Below are 14,211 nucleotides of genomic sequence, written 5' to 3'. Positions count from 1 at the left end.
GCTGGTCGGCTGCAGCGCGTGGCCGCCCGCACCCGGCCCGTCACACCAGGCACGCCGCAACGATGCCGTACACCGGCCAACCAAAACGAAAAAGGCCCCGCTTGCGCGAGGCCTTTCCGGACAGCGGCGGCGACAGCGACAACCCGAAGGCGGGTCGCTGCCGCGGCGCTGACGCCTTACTTCACCAGCGAGGCGATCGCCGCACCCAGGTCGCCCGGCGAGCGGACGGTCTTGACGCCAGCGGCTTCCATCGCCGCGAACTTGCCTTCGGCCGTGCCCTTGCCGCCCGAGGCGATCGCACCGGCGTGGCCCATGCGCTTGCCGGCCGGCGCCGAGGCACCGGCGATGAAGCCGACCACCGGCTTCTTGACGTGCTTGGCGATGTACTCGGCACCGGCTTCCTCGGCGTCGCCGCCGATTTCGCCGACCATGATGATGCCTTCGGTCTGCGGGTCCTCGTTGAACAGCTTGAGGCAGTCGACGAAGTTCAGGCCGTTGATCGGGTCGCCGCCGATGCCGATGCAGGTGGACTGGCCCAGGCCGACTTCGGTGGTCTGCTTGACCGCTTCATAGGTCAGCGTGCCCGAACGCGACACGATGCCGATCTTGCCCGGCTTGTGAATGTGGCCCGGCATGATGCCGATCTTGCACTCGCCCGGGGTGATCACGCCGGGGCAGTTCGGCCCGATCAGCACGGTGTCCGGATGCGAGCGGGTCAGCACGTTCTTGACGCGCAGCATGTCCAGCACCGGGATGCCTTCGGTGATGCAGACGATGACCTTGATGCCGGCCGCGGCCGCTTCCAGGATCGCGTCGGCCGCGAACGGCGGCGGCACGTAGATCACCGAGGCGTCTGCGCCCGTGCTCTGCACGGCATCGGCCACGGTGTTGAACACCGGCAGGTCGATGTGGGTGGTGCCGCCCTTGCCCGGCGTGACACCGCCGACGACCTGGGTGCCGTACTCGATCATCTGGGTGGCGTGGAAGGTGCCCTGCTGGCCGGTGAAGCCCTGCACGATCACCTTGGTGTTCTTGTTGATCAAAACAGACATTGGAGTTCCTTGGTGTCGTGGATCAGGCGGCGTTCTTGACAGCTTCAACGACCTTCTTGGCGCCGTCGTTGATGTTGTCGGCCGGGATGATGGCCATGCCGCTGTCGCGCAGCAGCTGCTTGCCCTCTTCCACGTTGGTGCCTTCCAGGCGCACCACGACCGGCACCTTGACGCCCACTTCCTTGACCGCCGCGATGATGCCCTCGGCGATCATGTCGCAGCGGACGATGCCGCCGAAGATGTTGACGAAGATGCCCTCGACCTTGTCCGAGGACAGGATCAGCTTGAACGCCTCGATCACGCGCTGCTTGTTGGCACCACCGCCCACGTCGAGGAAGTTCGCCGGCTCGCCGCCGTTGAGCTTGATCACGTCCATCGTGGCCATGGCCAGACCGGCGCCGTTGACCATGCAGCCGATGTTGCCGTCCATGGTGACGTAGTTGATGTCCAGCTCCGAAGCGGTCACTTCGGTCTCGTCTTCCTGGGACTTGTCGCGCATGGCGACCAGTTCCTTGTGGCGGAAGTTGGCGTTGTCGTCGCTGTTGAACTTGCCGTCCAGCGCGTAGAGGTTGCCGTCGTCCAGGATGGCCAGCGGATTGATCTCCACCAGGGCCAGGTCCTTCTCGTTGAAGATGCGGTACAGGTTGACCATGATGCTGGCGAACTGACCGGCCTGCTTGGCGGTCAGGCCCATCTTGAAGCCGATGTCGCGGCCGTGGTAACCCTGCACGCCCTCGACGAAGTCGACGTTGAGCGTGTGGATCTTGTCCGGGGTCTCGGCGGCGACCTGTTCGATCTCCATGCCGCCCTCGGAGGAGGCGATGTAGCTGATGGTGCGGGTGCCGCGGTCGACCAGCACCGACAGGTACAGCTCCTTGACGATCTCGCCGGCGGTGGTCACCAGCACCAGGTTGATCGGCAGCTCGACGCCGGCGGTCTGATAGGTGGCCATCTTGGTGCCGAGCAGCTTCTCGGCAACGGCCTTCACATCGTCGGTGGTCTTGCAGAACTTGACACCGCCGGCCTTGCCGCGGCCACCTGCGTGGATCTGCGCCTTGACCATCCAGGGGCCAGCGCCCAGCGACTTGGCGGCTTCAACCGCTTCTTCCGGAGTCGCCGCGACCTTGCCGGCCGGGACCGGGATGCCGTACTCGGCAAGCAGTTGTTTTGCCTGATATTCGTGGAAATTCATGCGTCACCGTGGGAAAAGGAACGGCCGTCCCGCAGCGATCCGGGCCCTGAGTGGCGGCCGGGAGCGGTACGGACGGGACGCCTATTGTCGCCGACCCAGGGCGGCGGCGCAAAAGCGGCGGCGCTCCGACCCGGCCGAGGACGCCGGGAAGGGCCGCGGCGGCAGCATCGACTGGAGCAGGCACCGGGCCGTCCCCGCCCTGCCGCACTCGCCCGTCCTTCTCTTGCCCGGACCGAGCACCGCCTCCCCGCGGCGACGGCCCGACCAGGCCGCCGCCGTCCCGGCTGCCATCCGCGCAGACGGCACCACCCCTATACTCGCGCCGTCCGCTGCCCGCCCGGAGTCCGGCTTGCCCCCCAGCGCCTCGCTCATCGATCGCATCGAGTCCATCCCGCGCCGCGAGCTGTATTTCTTCGCGCTGTACCGTGTGCTGGTGGCCGGGCTGATCGCCGCCCTGGTGTTCAGCCCGCTCGGCGTGCTGGTCGGCGAGCCGCGCTACCCGCAACTGGCCACCACCCTGTCCACCGCCTACCTGGCGGTGGCGCTGGCGCTGCTGGTGTGGGGCCGCAACGAGGCGCACCTGGCGCCGATCGTCGGCTTCAGCGCCATCGCCGACATCGTCGCCGCGACCCTGGCCGCGCATGCCCTGCCCGCGGCCAGCGCCGGCATCGCGATGATGCTGCTGTTCAACGTCGCCGCCGCGGCGATGCTGCTGCGCCTGCGCGGCGGCCTCGCCGTCGCCCTGACCGCCTCGGCGGCGACGCTGGCCGAATACATCTGGAGCGTCCTGGACGGCGCCGACAACACCCGCAGCCTGGCCGAACTGGCGATGTTCGCCACCAGCTATCTGGCGGTGGCCTACATCTGCAACCGCCTCGGCCAGCGTGCGCGCGCCAGCCAGAGCCTGGCCGAACGCCGCGGCGCCGAGGTGGCCAATCTCTACGAAATCAACGAACTGATCATCCGCCGCATGCGCACCGGGGTGCTGGTGGTGGACACGCAGAACCGGGTGACGCTGGCCAACGAGGCCGCGTCGGCACTGCTCGGCGACACCGACGGCAACAGCGAAAGCGGCCGGCTTGACCTGCTCAGCGCCGCGCCGGAACTGGCCCGGCGCCTGCAGCGCTGGCGCAACGGCTGGAACCAGGACGAAAGCCCGCTGCAGCTGTCGCCGGACCAGCCGGAGGTGCAGCCGCGCTTCGCCCGGCTGCTGGCCGAGGGCGACCTGACCCTGGTGTTCCTGGACGACGCCACGGTGGTGTCGCGACGCGCCGAGTCGTTGACGCTGTCGGCGCTGGGCCGCTTCTCGGCCAGCCTGGCCCACGAGATCCGCAACCCGCTGGCCGCGATCAACTACGCCTCGCAGTTGCTGGAAGAATCGCCGGCGATCGGCGATGCCGACCGCCGCCTGCTGCAGATCATCCACCAGCAGTGCCAGCGCACCAACGGCATCGTCGAGAGCGTGCTCGGCCTGGCCCGGCGCGAGCGCTCCAATCCGGAGAACCTGGACCTGGGCGCGTTCGTGCGCCGCTTCGTCCTGGAGTACCGGCAGACCCTGTCGATCGAGACCGACAGCCTCGAAGCGATCCTCGCCCCGCAGCCGGTGCACGCGCTGGTCGATCCCAAGCACCTGCACCAGATCCTCAGCGCCCTGGTGCACAACGCGCTCAAGTACGGGCGGGTGATGGAGGAGCCGGCGCGGGTGCGGCTGCGCGTGGCGCTGCAGGAACGCAACGCCATCGTCGACGTGATGGACCGCGGCCCCGGCATTCCCGAGGCGGTGGCGGCACAGCTGTTCCGGCCGTTCTTCACCACCTCCGAGCACGGCACCGGGCTGGGCCTGTACATCGCCCGCGAGCTGTGCCGGGCCAACCAGGCGCGTCTGGAATACGTGCCGGTACCGGCCGGCGGCGCCTGTTTCCGCGTCGCCCTGCCCGGCCCCCACACCATGCTCAGCGGCTGACAGGTGAGAATCGCTCCGCCAGCGCGCGGCCGGCGCCGGTAAATTGGCGCATGCCCCGGTTCCTACGCTATCTTCCCTGCACATGAACGAAACCCGAAGCGCCCTGGTCGTCGACGACGAGCGCGACATCCGCGAGTTGCTGGTCCTGACCCTGGGCCGGATGGGGCTGCGCATCAGCACCGCCGCCAACCTCGCCGAAGCGCGCGAACTGCTGGCGAGCAATCCCTACGATCTGTGCATTACCGACATGCGTCTGCCCGACGGCAACGGCATCGAATTGGTCAGCGAGATCGCCAAGCACTACCCGCGCACGCCGGTGGCGATGATCACCGCCTTCGGCAGCATGGACCTGGCAGTGGAGGCGTTGAAGGCCGGCGCCTTCGACTTCGTCAGCAAGCCGGTGGACATCCAGGTGCTGCGCGGCCTGGTCAAGCATGCGCTGGAACTCAACAACGAGAGCCGCGCCGCGCCGCCGCCGCCGGCCCCGGAGCAGGCCAGCCGCCTGCTCGGCGCCTCGGCGGCGATGGACGCGCTGCGCAGCACCATCGCCAAGGTCGCGCGCAACCAGGCGCCGGTCTACATCCTCGGCGAATCCGGCGTGGGCAAGGAACTGGTCGCGCGCACCATCCACGAACAGGGCGCCCGCGCGGCCGGCCCGTTCGTGCCGGTGAACTGCGGCGCGATCCCCGCCGAACTGATGGAAAGCGAGTTCTTCGGCCACAAGAAGGGCAGCTTCACCGGCGCCCATGCCGACCAGGCCGGCCTGTTCCAGGCCGCGCACGGCGGCACCCTGTTCCTCGACGAGGTCGCCGAACTGCCGCTGCCGATGCAGGTCAAGCTGCTGCGCGCGATCCAGGAGAAATCGGTGCGCCCTGTCGGCGCCGCCAGCGAAGTGCCGGTGGATGTGCGGATCCTCTCGGCCACGCACAAGGACCTGGCCGACCTGGTCGCCGAGGGCCGCTTCCGCCACGACCTGTACTACCGCATCAACGTGATCGAACTGCGCGTGCCGCCGCTGCGCGAGCGCGGCGGCGACCTGCCGCAACTGGCCGCGGCGATCCTGGCGCGGCTGGCCAAGAGCCACGGCCGCCCCACCCCGCTGCTGTCGCCCTCGGCGCTGGACGCGCTGAGCAGCTACGCCTTCCCCGGCAACGTGCGCGAACTGGAAAACATCCTCGAACGCGCCCTGGCGATGGCCGAGGACGACCAGATCAGCGCCACCGACCTGCGCCTGCCGCAACCCGGCAACCACGCCCGCAGCGCCGCCGAGGCCGCCCCCGCCCTGCCGCGCGGCGTGGTCGACATCGACCCCAGCTCCTCCGCCCTGCCGTCCTACATCGAACAACTCGAACGCGCCGCGATCCAGAAGGCGCTGGAAGAGAACCGCTGGAACAAGACCCGCACCGCCGCGCAACTCGGCATCACCTTCCGAGCGTTGCGCTACAAGCTGAAGAAGCTGGGGATGGAGTAGAGGAGCCGGGAATGGGGAATCGGGATTGGGGAATGGGCAAAGCCGCTCTTCCGGCTACCCCGTCCCTTCGCCCGAGGGAGTGATCCGACTAGGCGGGTAATAATGCGATTGGGCGCAGCCAGCATCGTGCGCCCTGCGCTACAAGAGGCCTGGGAATAAGACTTGGAATACCAGCAGGCCACCAGGAATGGGAAAGCTGCTTTTCCGATTCCCCAATCCCGATTCCCCATTCCCAGCCTTCAATCCTTCGTCACCCGATTGATCTCGGCCAGACTGGTGATGCCGTTGCGGGCCTTCAGCAGGGCCGACTGGCGCAGGTCCCTGACGCCGATGTTCTGCGCGGCGCTGGCGATGTCCATGGCGTTGCCGCCCTGCAGCACGATCGCCGCGATCTCGTCGTTCATCGGCATCACCTGGTAGATGCCGGTGCGGCCCTTGTAGCCCTCGGTGCACTCGTCGCAGCCGACCGCCTCGTAGAGCTGCACGCCGTCGGCGATCTCCGCCTCGGTGAAGCCTTCGGCCAGCAAGGCCTTCTCCGGCAGTTGGACCGGACGCTTGCAGTTGTTGCACAGGCGCCGCGCCAGACGCTGGGCGATGACCAGGGTCACCGAACTGGTGATGTTGTAGGGCGCGATGCCCATGTTCATCAGGCGCGCGATGGTCTGCGGCGCGTCGTTGGTGTGCAGGGTGGACAGCACCATGTGGCCGGTCTGCGCGGCCTTGATCGCGATCTCGGCGGTCTCCAGGTCGCGGATTTCGCCGACCATGATGATGTCCGGATCCTGGCGCAGGAACGAGCGCAGTGCCGCGGCGAAGGTCATGCCGCGCTTGTTGTTCTGCTGCACCTGGTTGACCCCGGGCAGGCGGATTTCGACCGGATCCTCGGCGGTGGAGATGTTGCGCGTGTCGTCGTTGAGGATGCCCAGCGCGGTGTACAGCGACACCGTCTTGCCCGAGCCGGTGGGGCCGGTGACCAGGACCATGCCGTACGGCTTGTGGATCGCATCCAGGAACAGCTTCTGCTGCTCCGGCTCGTAGCCGAGCTTGTCGATGCCCAGCTTGGCCGCACTGCCGTCGAGGATACGCAGCACGATCTTCTCGCCGAACAGCGTCGGCAGCGTGCTGACACGGAAGTCGATCTGCTTGTTCTTGGACAGGTTGAGCTTGATGCGGCCGTCCTGCGGGACCCGCTTCTCGGCGATGTCCAGCTGCGCCATCACCTTCAGGCGCGCGGCGATGCGCTGGTTGAGCTTGACCGGCGCCTTGGCCACGCTCTTGAGCAGGCCGTCGATGCGCAGGCGCACCCGGTAGTCGTCCTCGTAGGGCTCGAAGTGGATGTCGGAGGCGCCGCGGCGGATCGCATCGACCAGCACCTTGTTCACGAACTTGACGACCGGGGTGTCCTCGCCCTTGGCGTCGATACCGGTGTCGCCACCGCCGCCCATGTCCTCGTCGCCGCCGCCGACATCGAGGTTGTCCATGCCCTCGTCGTCGCCCAGCGCGCTGCCGAGAGAATCGTTGCTGGCCTGCCACTGCTCCAGGGTCCGGCGGATCTGGTCCTCGTCGACCAGGATCGGCTCCACCGTCAGATTGGTGTGGAACTTGATGTCGTCCAGCGCCCGGGTCTGGGTCGGGTTGCTGATGCCGACGAACAGGCGGGTGCCGCGCTTGAACAACGGCAGCACCTGGTACTTCTGCAGCAGCTCCTCGCTGACCAGCTTCATCGCGTTCTGGCTGGCGTCGAAAACCGAGACATCCATCAACGGCATGCCGAACTCGACCGCATTCGCGGCGGCCAGCTGTGCGGCAGTGACCAGCTTCTTCTCGGAGAACCACTGCGGCAGCGGCACCTTCGCCTCGGCCGCCTGGGCCATGGCGGTCCGCGCTGCGGCTTCCTCGAGCGCCCCGTCTTGCACGAGGCGGCGGGCAATCCCGGTTATGCCGACAAGATTTGGAGCCATCAACGCGCTCATTTTGCCACCTCAACTCACGATGAAAGAGCGGGCATGCATCTCAACCGCAGCCTCCTGGCCTGTAAGGTACCTCAAAGGCGCTCGCGTCACACGTCCAAACACCTTCCACATTGCGCCTCAAGTACAGGATCTTTCCTTCAACCTTTGAATTACCCGAAACACGGCAACCGAGTTGAACCATATAATTACCAGTCACATCGACACTCACTGCGGAGCAAGAAGCAGCCGCTTTGATCCCGATGTAATCGGCATCGAGGAGAGAAGCATCGCGCTGCTCCGCGACGGCAGTTTCGATCATGGTCTTTCCGGGGCGCAATATCGCTAATGCAGCAGTCGTTTGGCTTCTCGCGACATATCCCTGATAGACAGGGAACCCTATAGCAGCAAGGACAGCTACTATGACAATAGCCATCATCAATTCAATCAAAGCAAATCCGCGCATATGCCCCCCTTCATTGCGCACCCAAAAACATGTAGGCCTTATATGGCAACCATAGAAACAAAGAAGCCCCCATTCGGGGGCTTCCTGTAAACAACAGCGCTACAGATCAGCCCGCAGCGCAACTGCCCGGACGATACTTCGCGTCCAGGGTGCTGGTGCAAGTCCATGCACCGTTTGCGTCGCGAGTCCAGATAATCGTCTTGGTGTTGAACTTACCGGCATTTCCGCCCTTCGCGGTGCACGTGATATTACCAGTAGCGGTCGCCCCCAGCGTAACGTTGCAGTAGGTGGTGGTAGCCGGAATGCCGATGTAGCCATCATCCGTCGCGGTGGTGCTGGGAGTCTTGCCCTGGTTGATCGCGGTCTCAAAACCAACCTTGCCAGGCGTGATTTCAGCCAGAGCCGAGGTCGCCTGGGACTTGACAACATAGTCCTGGTACATCGGGATCGCGATGGCGGCCAGGATGGCAATGATCGCGACCACGATCATCAGTTCGATCAGGGTAAAGCCCTGCTGCTTCTTCATTGTGAACCCCTAGAGATGGAATGAGGTGGTGGTAGGCACTCGCCCGCGGATCCTACTCCCCGAGCGCCGCGGCGAAGCGCCACGTGCGAGGTGACAGAAGCAGACGGCGTGCCAACTTCTCGCACCGCCCGGCCCTATGCCTCGTGGCACATCATGCCCTAGCACGCCAAGCGAGATGCAGATAAATCGGCAATTTGCGACAGACTGGACCATCCGCCAAATTTCGGCAAAAAGTGACGCTGAAGGTCACCCCGTGGACAATGAGGCCTTGCCGAGACAGCTCCCACGGGTGCCAGATGCCCAGGAAACCGATACCATGCTCGGCATGTCCGCCCGGGGATGGCCGGACGGGGGAGACGACCTGATGTCCGCAACGCGCAGCGCAGTCAAGAAAGAGCCGGTCGCACGCAGCACCAGTCAACAGGTGCCATTTGTCTGGGAGGGCACCGACAAACGCGGCATCAAGATGAAGGGCGAGCAAGTCGCCAAGAATGCCAACCTGCTGCGTGCAGAGCTACGCCGCCAGGGCATTACCCCCTCGATGGTCAAGCCCAAGCCCAAGCCGTTGTTTGGCGCCGCTGGCAAGAAGATTAGCCCCAAGGACATCGCCTTCTTCAGCCGCCAAATGGCGACGATGATGAAGTCGGGCGTGCCGATCGTGGGTTCGTTGGAGATCATCGCCAGCGGACACAAGAACCCGCGCATGAAGCAGATGGTGGATCAGATCCGCACCGACATTGAGGGCGGCTCCTCGCTCTACGAGGCAATCAGCAAGCATCCTGTTCAATTCGACGAACTGTACCGAAACCTGGTCAAGGCCGGTGAAGGCGCCGGCGTGCTCGAGACGGTGCTGGAGACGGTTGCCACCTACAAGGAAAACATCGAGGCGCTGAAGGGCAAGATCAAGAAGGCCTTGTTCTATCCGGCCATGGTGATGGCGGTCGCCCTGATCGTTACCTCGATCCTGCTGGTCTGGGTTGTCCCGCAATTCGAGGACGTATTCAAGGGTTTCGGTGCGGAACTGCCAGCCTTCACCCAGATGATCGTCGCGGCGTCGCGCTTCATGGTGTCGTATTGGTGGATGCTGTTGCTGTTGCTGATCGGCAGCATCGGCGGCTTCATCTTCGCCTACAAACGTTCGCCTGCGATGCAGCACGGGATGGACCGATTGGTACTCAAAGTGCCCATCATCGGCCAGATCATGCACAACAGTTCGGTGGCTCGGTTTTCGCGCACCCTGGCTGTCACCTTCCGCGCCGGCGTGCCATTGGTGGAAGCGTTGGACATCGTCGCCGGCGCCACGGGCAACAGCGTGTACGAAAAAGCGGTACTGCGCATGCGCGACGACGTGGCGGTCGGCTACCCGGTCAATGTGGCGATGAAGCAGACGAATCTGTTCCCGCACATGGTCATCCAGATGACCGCCATCGGCGAAGAGGCCGGCGCGCTGGATGCCATGCTGTTCAAGGTGGCCGAGTACTTCGAGCAGGAAGTGAACAATGCGGTCGATGCCTTGAGCAGCCTGATCGAGCCGTTGATCATGGTGTTCATCGGCACCATCGTCGGCGGCATGGTCATCGGCATGTACCTGCCGATCTTCAAGCTGGCCTCCGTCGTTGGATAAGCATTAATGGCATTTCTCGATCAACACCCCGGCCTCGGCTTCCCGGCCGCGGCCGGACTCGGCTTGCTGGTGGGCAGCTTCCTCAATGTGGTGATCCTGCGCATGCCCAAGCGCATGGAGTGGCAGTGGAAGCGCGATTCGCGCGAGATCCTGGAGCTGCCGGACATCTACGATCCGCCGCCGCCCGGCATCGTGGTGGAGCCGTCGCACTGCCCGCACTGCAAGCACAAGCTGGCCTGGTTCGAGAACATTCCGCTGTTCAGTTGGCTGGCGCTGCGCGGCAAGTGCCGTTATTGCCATGCGCCCATCTCGCCGCAGTACCCGCTGGTGGAACTGCTCACCAGCTTGCTGGTGGTCGCGAGCGTGTGGCGTTTCGGCTTCGGCTGGCAGGGCTTCGGCGCGATCGTGTTCAGCTGCTTCCTGGTGGCGCTGTCCGGCATCGACCTGCGTACCCGCCTGCTGCCGGACCAGTTGACCCTGCCACTGATGTGGCTCGGCCTGATCGGCAGCATGGACAACCTGTACATGCCGGCCAAACCGGCCCTGCTCGGCGCGGCGGTCGGCTATTTCTCGCTGTGGTCGGTGTGGTGGCTGTTCAAGCAGATCACCGGCAAGGAGGGTATGGGCCATGGCGACTTCAAGCTGCTCGCCGCGATCGGCGCCTGGTGCGGCCTGAAGGGCATCCTGCCGACCATTCTGATCTCCTCGCTGGTCGGCGCGATCCTGGGTTCGTTGTGGCTGGCGGCCAAGGGCCGCGACCGCGCCACGCCGATCCCGTTCGGCCCGTACCTGGCGATCGCCGGCTGGATCACCTTCTTCTGGGGCACGGAAATCGTCGAGACCTACATGCGCTGGTCGGGACTGCGCTGACGGAGCCCGCCGCTTGACTGATTTCGTCGTCGGCCTGACCGGAGGCGTGGCCTCCGGCAAGAGCGAATTGAGTCGCCGCTTCGAGGCCAGGGGCATCGTCGTCGCCGATGCCGACCTTGCCGCACGTGCGGTGGTCGCCCCCGGGCATCCCGCGCTGGCGCAGATCGTGGCGCGGTTCGGGCCGCAGATCCTGCAGGACGATGGCCACCTGGACCGCGCGGCATTGCGCCAGCGGATCTTCGAGGACGCGACGGCGCGCCGTGACCTGGAAGTGATCACCCATCCCGCCATCCGCCAGTTGCTGCAGCAACAGTGCCGCGAAGCCGCAGGACCGTACGCGATCGCGGCCATTCCCCTGCTCACCGAGGTCGGCGCACGCACCGCCTATCCCTGGCTCGACCGGATCCTGGTGATCGACGCCCCCGAGGCAATGCAGCACGCCCGCCTGATGCAGCGCGACGGCATCACCGCCGACCTGGCGCAGCGCATGCTGGCGGCGCAGGCGACACGTGCGGAGCGCCTGGCCATTGCCGACGATGTCGTAGTTAACGATGGAGACCCCTCAAAGTTGGACCAAGAGGCAATCGCTGCAGACAAGCTATATAAGCACCTTTCCAAAATAAAGAAAAAGTAGCTATTGATCTAAAAAACCCGCCGACCACCTGATCGACGGGATGAAGAATAACGCATGAAAACAATCACGCAACAACCATATACTAAAAATCAATCAATGCCCAAAGGGGTTGTGCTTGACATTGCCAACATCGTTACCAGGAGGCAAGGGGGTCTGAGGCTCCGGAAGACGCGGAAAAGGGTTTTTACCTTTTGTCTCAATATTATCCCCACCACTCACATGAGCAACATCAAAAGCATCAAGCTCTCTCACAAATAACCTCCAGTGGACCATTGGAATTACCCTATAAGTCATACAGGGCTCAAGGAGGATATGCCTCTTTTTTTAGCCAACTACAGATGCTGATCGAACTACACTCAGCTAAAATTAACAGCTAAATTTTAAACCCACAGACGCTTGAGCCTGTCTAGTCGAAAATCACGGTTACATGATAATAGTTGGCTTCATTCGGCCCTGAACCACAGCGTCGCCACCACGCCCTTGGAGACACCGGGACGCACGTTGACCTGCCAACCGTAGAGGTCGCACAGCCGGCTGACGATCGAAAGGCCAATGCCGCCGCCTTGCGAATGACCGGCGTGGGTGCCGCGGTAGCCGCGCTGGAACAGCTTGGCCGCATCCTCCTCGCTCAGGCCCGGGCCGGAATCGATCACCTGCACCGCATCGCTCAGCACCCGCACCACAACCTGCCCTTCCTGGGTGTACTTGACCGCATTGCCGATCAGATTGCCCAGCGCCACCGACAGCGCCGCTTCCGGTGCATCAATGGTCAGGTTGCGCTCGCCTTCCAGCAGCAACTGCAGCGGCTTGCCGCCCAACTGCGCGCGGTGCGACTCGATCAACTGCTCAGCGACCTTGGCGACGTTGCTGTGTCCCTGCCCGCGCTCGTTGCGCGACAGCAGCAGGAGCGACCCAATCAGGTCGCTGCACTGCTGTTCGGCGCGCTGGATGCGCTGCAGGCGCTGCAGCACCTTCTCGTCGAGATTGGGTCGGGTCAGCAGCAGTTCGGTGGCGCCGCGGATCACCGCCAGCGGCGTGCGCAGTTCATGGCTGACGTCGGCATTGAACTCGCGGTCGCGCTGTACAACTTCGGTCAGGCGCGCCGAATAGTCGTCCAGCGCCTCGGCCAACTGGCCGACCTCGTCGTCGGGAAAGTGCGGCGCCAGCGGCTTGGGATCGCTGCTGCCGCGATAGGCGCGCAGGCGCGCGGCCAGGTCCGACACCGGCCGCATCACCCGCGAGGCCGACCACCAGCCGATCACCAGCGACAACGCGCTGAACACCAGGACCGACAGGATCAGGGTGCGCTTGAGCTGCACCTCGCCCTGCATGGTCTGGGTCATGTCGTAGGCGAGGAAGAACCAGACGTTCGGGGTCTTGCGCACCGCCACCTTGTAGGAGAACGGCTTGCCGGCTTCATCGCGACCGGACACGTTGTGGATGCCGTCGGAGAAGTTGTACCAATCCGGCTGCTCACGCCGCAGCGCTTCAAAGCGGTCGCTCTTCACCACCCGGCCGACCATCTGCTGCACCGGCAGGTCAGGATTCTTCGACGGATCGGAGAAGAACCGGTGCGAGTACTCGTCGATGTTGCGGTTCAGCACCACCTCGACCAGCTGGTTCTCCACGCGCGCGCGCGCCCAGTTGGTGGCGAACGCGAACAGCGCGGTCAGGCCGAAGCCCAACAGCACGAACGAGAGGATGATGCGGCTGCGGAGACGGCGGCGGTAACGTCCGCGCCGCCGCACCACCCGCGGCAACGCAGGCGTTTCAGGCATCGGGCGCGGCGATGCGGTAGCCGATGCCGTGGCGGGTCTGGATCATCGGCACGTCGAACGGCTTGTCCACCACCGCGCGCAAGCCGTGGATGTGCACGCGCAGGGAGTCGGAATCGGGCAATTCCTCGCCCCACACGCGGGTCTCCAGCTCCTGCCGGGTCACCACCGCCGGGGCGGCTTCCATCAGCGCCTGCAGGATCTTCAGCGCGGTGGGATTGAGCTGCAGCAGCTTGCCCTGGCGGCGCACTTCCAGCGTGTCCAGGTTGTATTCCAGGTCGCCGGTCTCCAGCACCCGGGTGTGCACGCCCTTGCCGCGGCGCGACAGCGCGTTGAGCCGCACTTCCACTTCCTGCAGCGCGAACGGCTTGATCAGATAGTCGTCGGCCCCGGAATCGAAGCCGGCGAGCTTGTTGTCCAGCGAATCGCGCGCGGTGAGCATCAGCACCGGGGTCTGCTTGCGCGCTTCGTTGCGCAACTTGCGACACACCTCGATGCCGTCCATGCCCGGCAGATTGAGATCGAGCACGATCGCATCGAACTCGTGCACCACCGCCAGGTGCAGGCCAGTGACGCCGTCGGCGGCGAAATCGACGGTGTGGCCGCGATCCTCGAGGTAGTCGCCCAGATTGGCAGCGATATCGCTGTTGTCTTCGATCACTAGAATTCGCACCAACATTTACCCCGTC

At 64.8% G+C, this 14,211-nt stretch carries 12 protein-coding genes; 5 read left to right on the top strand and 7 right to left on the bottom strand.

What is annotated here, in order from left to right:
* Nucleotides 1-176: 176 nt before the first annotated feature.
* Together sucD and sucC are read right to left on the bottom strand one after the other, a co-directional pair.
* Complete coding sequence (gene sucD, locus AC1G9L_RS06480; protein ID WP_010342226.1) at nt 177-1,052, bottom strand: succinate--CoA ligase subunit alpha; 876 nt, start codon at nt 1,050-1,052, stop codon at nt 177-179.
* Nucleotides 1,053-1,074: 22 nt separating this feature from the next.
* Entirely contained in the window at nt 1,075-2,244 is a 1,170-nt protein-coding gene (gene sucC / locus AC1G9L_RS06475; protein ID WP_010342227.1) for an ADP-forming succinate--CoA ligase subunit beta, read from the bottom strand.
* 349 nt (nt 2,245-2,593) lie between these two features.
* Here sucC and AC1G9L_RS06470 point away from each other — a divergent pair, with 349 nt between their 5' ends.
* Nucleotides 2,594-4,207, top strand: coding sequence for an ATP-binding protein (locus AC1G9L_RS06470; RefSeq protein WP_019799190.1), 1,614 nt, complete (start codon nt 2,594-2,596; stop codon nt 4,205-4,207).
* An 82-nt stretch (nt 4,208-4,289) separates the two neighbouring features.
* Entirely contained in the window at nt 4,290-5,678 is a 1,389-nt protein-coding gene (locus tag AC1G9L_RS06465) for a sigma-54-dependent transcriptional regulator (RefSeq protein ID WP_209245885.1), read from the top strand.
* A gap of 239 nt (nt 5,679-5,917) precedes the next feature.
* On the opposite strand, the gene pilB is transcribed toward AC1G9L_RS06465, so the two are convergent.
* From pilB to AC1G9L_RS06450, 3 genes are all read right to left on the bottom strand, one after another.
* Complete coding sequence (gene pilB / locus AC1G9L_RS06460) at nt 5,918-7,651, bottom strand: type IV-A pilus assembly ATPase PilB (protein WP_481070515.1); 1,734 nt, start codon at nt 7,649-7,651, stop codon at nt 5,918-5,920.
* A 40-nt stretch (nt 7,652-7,691) separates the two neighbouring features.
* The gene (locus tag AC1G9L_RS06455; protein ID WP_481070514.1) at nt 7,692-8,093 is read right to left on the bottom strand and encodes a pilin; all 402 of its coding nucleotides are present in this window, start codon (nt 8,091-8,093) and stop codon (nt 7,692-7,694) included.
* A gap of 106 nt (nt 8,094-8,199) precedes the next feature.
* Nucleotides 8,200-8,619 (bottom strand): pilin, encoded by a 420-nt coding sequence (locus tag AC1G9L_RS06450; RefSeq protein ID WP_019799634.1) that lies wholly within the window; start codon nt 8,617-8,619, stop codon nt 8,200-8,202.
* A 364-nt stretch (nt 8,620-8,983) separates the two neighbouring features.
* Between AC1G9L_RS06450 and AC1G9L_RS06445 the strand changes: the two genes are divergently transcribed.
* Genes AC1G9L_RS06445 through coaE form a run of 3 tightly spaced genes read left to right on the top strand, consistent with a single transcriptional unit; the run spans nt 8,984 to nt 11,747 of the window.
* The gene (locus AC1G9L_RS06445; protein WP_019799635.1) at nt 8,984-10,243 is read left to right on the top strand and encodes a type II secretion system F family protein; all 1,260 of its coding nucleotides are present in this window, start codon (nt 8,984-8,986) and stop codon (nt 10,241-10,243) included.
* 6 nt (nt 10,244-10,249) lie between these two features.
* On the top strand, nt 10,250-11,113 hold the full coding sequence (locus tag AC1G9L_RS06440; protein WP_010342233.1) for a prepilin peptidase: 864 nt from the start codon (nt 10,250-10,252) through the stop codon (nt 11,111-11,113).
* Nucleotides 11,114-11,126: 13 nt separating this feature from the next.
* Nucleotides 11,127-11,747, top strand: coding sequence for a dephospho-CoA kinase (coaE, locus tag AC1G9L_RS06435; RefSeq protein ID WP_019799636.1), 621 nt, complete (start codon nt 11,127-11,129; stop codon nt 11,745-11,747).
* Nucleotides 11,748-12,190: 443 nt separating this feature from the next.
* On the opposite strand, the gene AC1G9L_RS06430 is transcribed toward coaE, so the two are convergent.
* Together AC1G9L_RS06430 and AC1G9L_RS06425 are read right to left on the bottom strand one after the other, a co-directional pair.
* On the bottom strand, nt 12,191-13,525 hold the full coding sequence (locus AC1G9L_RS06430) for a sensor histidine kinase (RefSeq protein ID WP_481070513.1): 1,335 nt from the start codon (nt 13,523-13,525) through the stop codon (nt 12,191-12,193).
* The gene (locus AC1G9L_RS06425) at nt 13,518-14,195 is read right to left on the bottom strand and encodes a response regulator transcription factor (protein WP_010340533.1); all 678 of its coding nucleotides are present in this window, start codon (nt 14,193-14,195) and stop codon (nt 13,518-13,520) included. Before AC1G9L_RS06425 ends, AC1G9L_RS06430 begins: the two co-directional genes overlap by 8 nt.
* Nucleotides 14,196-14,211 lie beyond the last annotated feature (16 nt).

It is taken from the genome of Xanthomonas sp. NCPPB 1132, from assembly GCF_056629235.1.
This window is presented reverse-complemented; position numbering and strand designations above follow the sequence as displayed.